4 protein-coding genes and 2 pseudogenes are annotated in these 6471 nt (G+C 63.7%); 3 read left to right on the top strand and 3 right to left on the bottom strand.

The window, feature by feature from the left end:
- Nucleotides 1-245: 245 nt before the first annotated feature.
- Nucleotides 246-542: pseudogene (locus QMG61_RS17220) on the top strand (transposase); the annotation flags it as partial.
- Here QMG61_RS17220 and QMG61_RS17565 read toward each other — a convergent pair.
- Nucleotides 526-761: pseudogene (locus QMG61_RS17565) on the bottom strand (IS3 family transposase); the annotation flags it as partial. The pseudogenes QMG61_RS17220 and QMG61_RS17565 overlap by 17 nt on opposite strands.
- Nucleotides 762-1157: 396 nt before the next feature.
- Between QMG61_RS17565 and QMG61_RS17215 the strand changes: the two are divergent.
- Nucleotides 1158-2723, top strand: coding sequence for a M1 family metallopeptidase (locus QMG61_RS17215; RefSeq protein WP_283495562.1), 1566 nt, complete (start codon nucleotides 1158-1160; stop codon nucleotides 2721-2723).
- Between the two features lie 128 nt (nucleotides 2724-2851).
- Complete coding sequence (locus QMG61_RS17210; protein ID WP_283495561.1) at nucleotides 2852-3442, top strand: VOC family protein; 591 nt, start codon at nucleotides 2852-2854, stop codon at nucleotides 3440-3442.
- Nucleotides 3443-4591: 1149 nt separating this feature from the next.
- Here QMG61_RS17210 and tal read toward each other — a convergent pair.
- Nucleotides 4592-5722, bottom strand: a complete 1131-nt coding sequence (tal, locus tag QMG61_RS17205) for a transaldolase (RefSeq protein WP_283495560.1) — start codon at nucleotides 5720-5722, stop codon at nucleotides 4592-4594.
- Nucleotides 5722-6471, bottom strand: a 750-nt coding sequence (locus QMG61_RS17200) for a transketolase-like TK C-terminal-containing protein (RefSeq protein ID WP_283495559.1), incomplete at its 5' end; no start/stop codon positions are given. The genes QMG61_RS17200 and tal, both read right to left, overlap by 1 nt.

Below are 6471 nucleotides of genomic sequence, written 5' to 3'. Positions count from 1 at the left end.
CGCATGGCCAACGCCACCAAACCCCAGGTGGGCAGATCTGTTGGCCATGAGTGGGCAGTTTTCATGGCCACCAGCGGGCATTTCTACTGGCCGCCCGTGGGCAGATCGGATTGGCCATTGACACGGGGTGAAGCTGACTTGCCGTCACATTACGACACGACAGTCCGGTCTGTCTATCGACAGGTGACACACAAACCATGGGCCAGGAGTTGTCGCAATCGCTGCATTCAGCCTTGAATTCGACGGACTCCGAAACCTCCATGTCGGCAGTGTCCCGGATCTGCGCGAACCTGAACTCTGAGGTGGCCGAGTTCCGCGACCGCACCCTCGCCGCTCAGGACTTCCCCCATGTGTTCCTAGACGCCACGTCTGCAAGGCCCGGGTGGGCCACCGGATCGAGTCCCAGGCCATCGGGACCGTGTTCCAAGGCGCCGGCTGGCAACGCTATACCGGTGCACTTCATGCGTAACGCCCTCGCCTTGCTGTCGAAGGGATCGCAGGACATGGTCGCCTCGATCATCCGCATCATCTTCGCCCAGCCCGGGGTTGGCGCCCCGCTACGGTCTGAGGATCAGGCGGCGATGGATGTTGTGTTGAAGCGTACTCGGGCTCGATCGGAGTGGCATAGGCGAGCCGTAAATGGCGTCTTGGGTGGTTGTCGAAGATCTCGATGTACTCGACCATGGCGTTCGCCAGGTCAACACGGGTGCGCCACTCTTCCGGTTGAGGAGTTCGATCTGCATGCTCGACCAGACGGATTTTGACACTCGTGACATGCCACGCGGCAAGGTGGTGTTGACGGGCGTGACTCACAGAATTACCGACCCAACTGTGTCCTCCTGGGGAGCCGGGGCGAACGGAAATCGCCATCCACTCGCCCGGACCTGAAAGAAGTATTGGGTACCCAGTTGACCGATCGGAGTCGCATTGATCTGCCATAGGTGCACCACTGGCTTTCAGCGGATACCTTCACTCTCTCGCCTATGCATCCGGGTGGGTTGCTGTTGCTTGGGATGAGCACTAAGTTGTTGATTCGATGAACGAGATCCTCGCCTGATCCCTCGTCTTCGCGATGTTCTCGAGCCCCGCCGGTCCATACTCGCCCTCACTCCCAACGAAGGGGATGTCTCGTGGATTCATTGGGAAGGCTCCAAACCGTGGCACTCGCGGGGCTGACCGTGTTCGTTCTGGCTGCCTGCGGGACCGGAACAGCAGCGACCCCCACATTTTCCGCCGCCACGGCGAAAATAACTCCCGCGGTCGCGGTCGTGCCGGCAGCTGTCGGGTTTGGCGCTTTCCGCGAGACGGCGCAGGTGTCTCCGGGAAAGGATGGGGCGCGCTACACTTCCGGCGCCGCCGGAAGCGGTGACGCGTACTTCCCCTACGCCGGCAACGGCGGGTACGACGTCCAGCATTACGACCTCGCCCTCCGTTACACGCCGCCGACGGATCCCACCGTCCTCACCGGCCGCCTCAGCGGCGTCGCGACCATCACACTTCGCGCGAGGCAGGATCTGCAGTCGCTCAACTTCGACCTGCGCGGCCTCGACGTCACATCGGTAAAGGTGGACGGCAGGGACGCGGCACATGGGAATTCGCAAGGCAAAGGCCGCGCTGAGTGGTCACAGCTGCAGGACGATGCGAACCGATACTGGGAACTCACCGTCGGGCTGCGGCCGAAGATCAAAGCAGGACAGACTACGACCATCGTCATTGAGTATGGCGGGATCACCGGGCGACCGCTTGACACCACCGGGGCCCTCTACGGGTGGGTCACCACTGCTGATGGCGCGATGGTGCTCAATGAGCCCGAGGGCGCAGCGACCTGGTACCCCGTGAACGACGACCCGCAAGACAAGGCCACCTACATGTTCCGCATCACGGTGCCGGCGGGCAAGACAGCTGTGGCGAACGGGCTGCCCGTCGGGGCGCCCGAAACGAAGGCCGGATGGACTACATGGACATGGCGGGCTTCGGACCCAATGTCCAGTTACTTGTCGACGGCGAGCGTAGGCGACTTCGCCTTGTCCCGCGACGCGACTCCGGCCGGCCTACCGATCATCAATGCCATTGACGATGGAGTAACGGGTGCGTTCCGTGAAGAGACGGCTGCGGCACTCGCGCTCCAGCCCCAGATGATCACATTTCTGGAGGCCCAGTTCGGGCGGTATCCCTTCGAGTCGTTCGGCGCGATTGTCGACGACGACTCGGTCGACTACGCCCTGGAGACCCAGACACGCCCGGTGTACTCAGAGGTCGCGGACGAATACACGGTGGTGCACGAACTGGGGCACCAGTGGTTCGGCAACTCCGTGACCCCGTCTGATTGGAAGGACATCTGGCTGAACGAAGGCTGGGCGAGCTATATCGAGTGGCTGTGGGCCGAACATCAAGGCACTGCATCAATTCCGGACCGGTTCGCCGACACGGTGGCCTACCTGGACGCAAACGACGGCTGGGCGCTCAACATCGCAGACCCCGGTCGCGACAGTCTCTTCGCGACTCCGGTCTATCTGCGGGGAGCGGCTGCCTTGTACGCATTGCGCGCCAAGATAGGCGACGCCGCGTTCTTCGCCGGCGCCCGCTTATGGCTGACTCAGTACAACGACTCGAATGCGACCACTGAGGACTTCCAAGCCGTAATGGAAGAAACCTCCGGCCAGCAACTCCAAACTTTCTTCGACGACTGGCTCCGCGAAGGCGACCGCCCGGCAATGCCATAGCCCCCAGCGAATTCCCCGGCAAGGAAGACCCCAAGGTTCACGGCACGGTGTGCCCCGAGCGGTGTCGGATTGTTTCGATGTCGCCGCGCACCTCGACGGCGTACGATGGCGCCCGACAGGAGGAGACGATGGCCGATCCGGTGGGAGACATAATCGGGGACTATCGGGCGTTCGCCCTGCAGCAGCACCACCGCCTGCTCGCCCGAGGCATCGACATCCGCCCGTACACGCTCAGCCACCTGGCCTTCCGCGTGCCGGAATGGGACCAGTACGTCCACGTACGGACCCTGCTCGAGCGCCACGCGAAGGCGAGCGCCGAGAACGTCTGGAACGGCCGGCCGATTTCGATGATCCTGCTCGCCACGCCGCTCAAGGTCCTCGACGGGATGCCCGTCCCGCTCATCGAGCTCATTCCGCCAGTCCACCAGCGCGTCTACAAGATGGGCCTCGAGCACCTGGGAGTGGTCGTCGGCGACGAAGTGGAGGCCTTCTCTCGGCGGCATCGCGCCGTGCTGACCGGGCAGCAGTTCCAGAGCGCGGACAACGAGCCCTACTACGTTCTCTTCGAGGACTTCACCCACGTCAAGTTCTACCGTCGCTCCCTGTATGACGTCGTCGTCCTCCAACACGGCGCCACGTTCGAGGGTTTCGTCCACGTCGACGGCTGGGTCCCACAGCGCGTCGTGACGGCGACCGGACCGAACCCGCTGCCGCGGTGAGCGAAGCCACTCCGCCTGTCGCCGGACGGCTCGCGCTCCACACTCACCGGGGCCGGACATGCCCGGCCTGGTCGCGTCCGGGCGATTCGGGCTCGCCGCGGTTCTGGACGAGTCCGTCATGCGCGACCTCTCCCGCGTGGCGGCGGGGCGCCAACATGGGGCTTATCACTTTGGACGCGGGACCCACGCCGATGTGGAGGGGCCGCCCGCGCCAGTGGTGCCACGGAGCGCTCAAGACCTAACAGCCCCGACAACGACTAGATACCGCCCGAGAGGGCAAAACACCCGGCATTCGAGACAGTCCGACGCGCGTGAAAAAATGGTCCGGGGTGCGTCCCGGACCAGGCAATCGCGGCCGTTACCAGCCGTAAGTTCCCCTAAAAAAAGAAATCCCTCCCGAGAAGCCTCAGGAGCGATTTCTTTTTGCTTCGACCGGACCGTTTCGTGAAGAGTTTCGCGAATGGCCCTTCTGTTCTGTCGGCTGACAGGATTTGAACCTGCGACCCCTTGAAGGCTCAGGCCTTAACTCTGTCTTCGACGAATATCCCGCAAAACTCGCGGATTCCCTTGTGTTTACAGGGAACCGGGCGGTTCGCTGCTGACTATTTTATACGGTAGATTCTGGTCTGCTCAGGATGATCTTGGTGGGCAAATGATGGGCTTTGGCCGGTGCCTGTCTAGTTGTGAAGTGCCGGAGCAAGCCCTAGCCGATCGTCCCGGACGGATTGAACTCGCAGCCGAAATCCCATTGCCCGACGCCGACTCCCGCCGTCGCCTGTTTGAGCTCTAGGCCGGCGACCTGCCGTTGACTCCATCGGCCATAACGGATAACGCTGCACGGGCCGAGGGCGGCACATTGCCTTTGCGAAGGAACTCATGCGCCGCACCGTGGTCCTGGCAGCCGAACAGGGCAGCCACCAGCAGACGTTGATCTGGCCGCCACCCTCGACGCCCTGCTCACGACCAGGGACAAACTCACGCGGCGAGTTCTCGGCGTCGACCACGCGTGGTCCCGTTGACGGTTTCAACACGCGACACCCGGGGCACCTCGCCGAGCGTATGAACCCACCAAGACCGCGGGGCTCCCCTCCACTGCCTCGTCCCCGTGCCGCACTGGGAGCCACTAACGCCCACCCGACTAGCCGAAGCTCATCTGGCGATCACTGGGGTGGAGGCTCCTTCGAGCGCGGTGCTGACGGTGTCGAGGAGTTCGTTCCAGGAGATGATGAACTTGGCCACGCCTTCCTCTTCGAGCACACGGGTGACGTCGTCGTAGGAGACACCCTCTGCGGCGAGGGCGTCGAGCACAGCGTGGGCGGCGGGGTAGGAACCCGTAATGGAGTCTTCGGGGATGAGACCATGATCGCGGGTCGCCAGGAGGGTCTTCTCGGGCATCGTGTTGACCACCTCGGGGGCGACAAGCTCGGTCACGTAGAGAGTGTCGGGCAGTGCCGGATCCTTGACGCCGGTGGAGGCCCACAGTGGGCGCTGCCTTGTGGCACCTGCGTCAATGAGGCCGCGAGCACGTTCGCTTCCGAAGGCCTGCTGGAAGACCTCATACGCGAGCTGCGCGTTGGCGACTCCGGCCTTGCTCCCCAGGATGAGGGCATCGGGGGTTCCAATGGCCTCGAGGCGAGCATTGATCTCGGTATCGACGCGGGAGACGAAGAACGAGGCTACTGAATGGATAGTGGATAGGTCCAGTCCGGCGGCCTGGGCAATTTCCAACCCGGAGAGATACGCGTCGATGACTTGGCGGTAGCGTTCAAGGCTGAAGATCAGGGTCACGTTCACGCTGATGCCCTGACCGATGACCGCCGTGATGGCGTGCAGCCCCTCGATCGTGGCCGGGATCTTGATCATGGCGTTGGGCCGGTTCACCTTGGCCCAGAGCTGCGTGGCTTGGATGACGGTGCCGGCTGCGTCCCGAGCGAGGCCGGGTTCCACCTCGATGGAGACCCTGCCGTCCACGCCGTGGGTGCGGTCGTAGACGGGGCGGAAGATGTCGCATGCGGCGGTGACGTCATCGGTGGTGATGTCGAACACGGCATCGGACACTGTGCTGCCTGCGGCGGCAAGGGCGGCAACCTGCTCGGCGTAGGCTTCACCCTTGCTCAGCGCGCTGGCGAAGATGGTCGGGTTCGTCGTCACACCCACGACGTTGCTCGTGTTGATGAGGTCCTGCAGTCCGCCGGACGTGATGCGATCGCGGGACAGGTCGTCGAGCCAGATACTGACGCCGGCGGCGGCCAGCTGGGCGAGAGGGGTGGTTTCAATCATTACGGGGTTCTCCTCAGTGAATTGGAAATTCGGAATTGGTGGACGGTGATCGGCACGGCCAGAGGCGCGGCGATCGACTCCTGCGCGGCGGCAACGACGGCCTCGGCGGTGATGCCGAATTCGCGAAACAGGGTCTGTCCGTCGGCGGAGGCACCGAAGTGCTCGATGGAGATGCTGCGGCCGCGGTCGCCCACGTAGCCGCGCCAGCCGAGGGCAATCCCCGCTTCGACCGAGACTCGGGCCGTGACCGATGCGGGAAGCACCGATTCACGGTACTCGGGCGATTGCTCTTCGAACCACTCCAGGCAGGGGGCGCTCACCACGCGGGCGTTGATCCCCGCGATCGCGAGCTGTGCACGGGCCGCGACGGCTAGCTGCACCTCGGAGCCGGTCGCGATCAGGATCACATCGGGTCTGCCATTCGGCGCTTCGGCGAGCACGTAGGCGCCCAAGGCGACTTTCCTGGCCGACGCGAAGGCCTCGCCGGAGGCGTCGCCGTCACCCCGCTCAAACACGGCGATGTCCTGCCGAGTCAGAGCGATCCCGGCCGGGCCGTAGCGACGCTCCAAGATGGTCTTCCACGCCCACGACACCTCGGCCGCGTCCCCGGGGCGTACGACGTTGTGTGTGATCAACTCTTTGTAGGCCGTTTCAGCGTTGGAATCCTGCCAAGTTAGCGGCCGGTTTCCTGCCAAAAGAGCGCTAAGAATCAGGCCAGTCGATTCCCCTCCAAGACCTTGGATTTGGGG

Origin of the sequence: Cryobacterium sp. PH31-AA6 (assembly GCF_030063195.1) — a bacterium.
GTDB lineage: Bacteria > Actinomycetota > Actinomycetes > Actinomycetales > Microbacteriaceae > Cryobacterium.
This window is presented reverse-complemented; position numbering and strand designations above follow the sequence as displayed.

What these genes read in the sequence shown, in the direction of transcription:
- tal (WP_283495560.1), bottom strand. Translation starts at nt 5,722, where the DNA reads ATGATTGAAACCACCCCTCTCGCCCAGCTGGCCGCCGCCGGCGTCAGT.
- QMG61_RS17210 (WP_283495561.1), top strand. Translation starts at nt 2,852, where the DNA reads ATGGCCGATCCGGTGGGAGACATAATCGGGGACTATCGGGCGTTCGCC.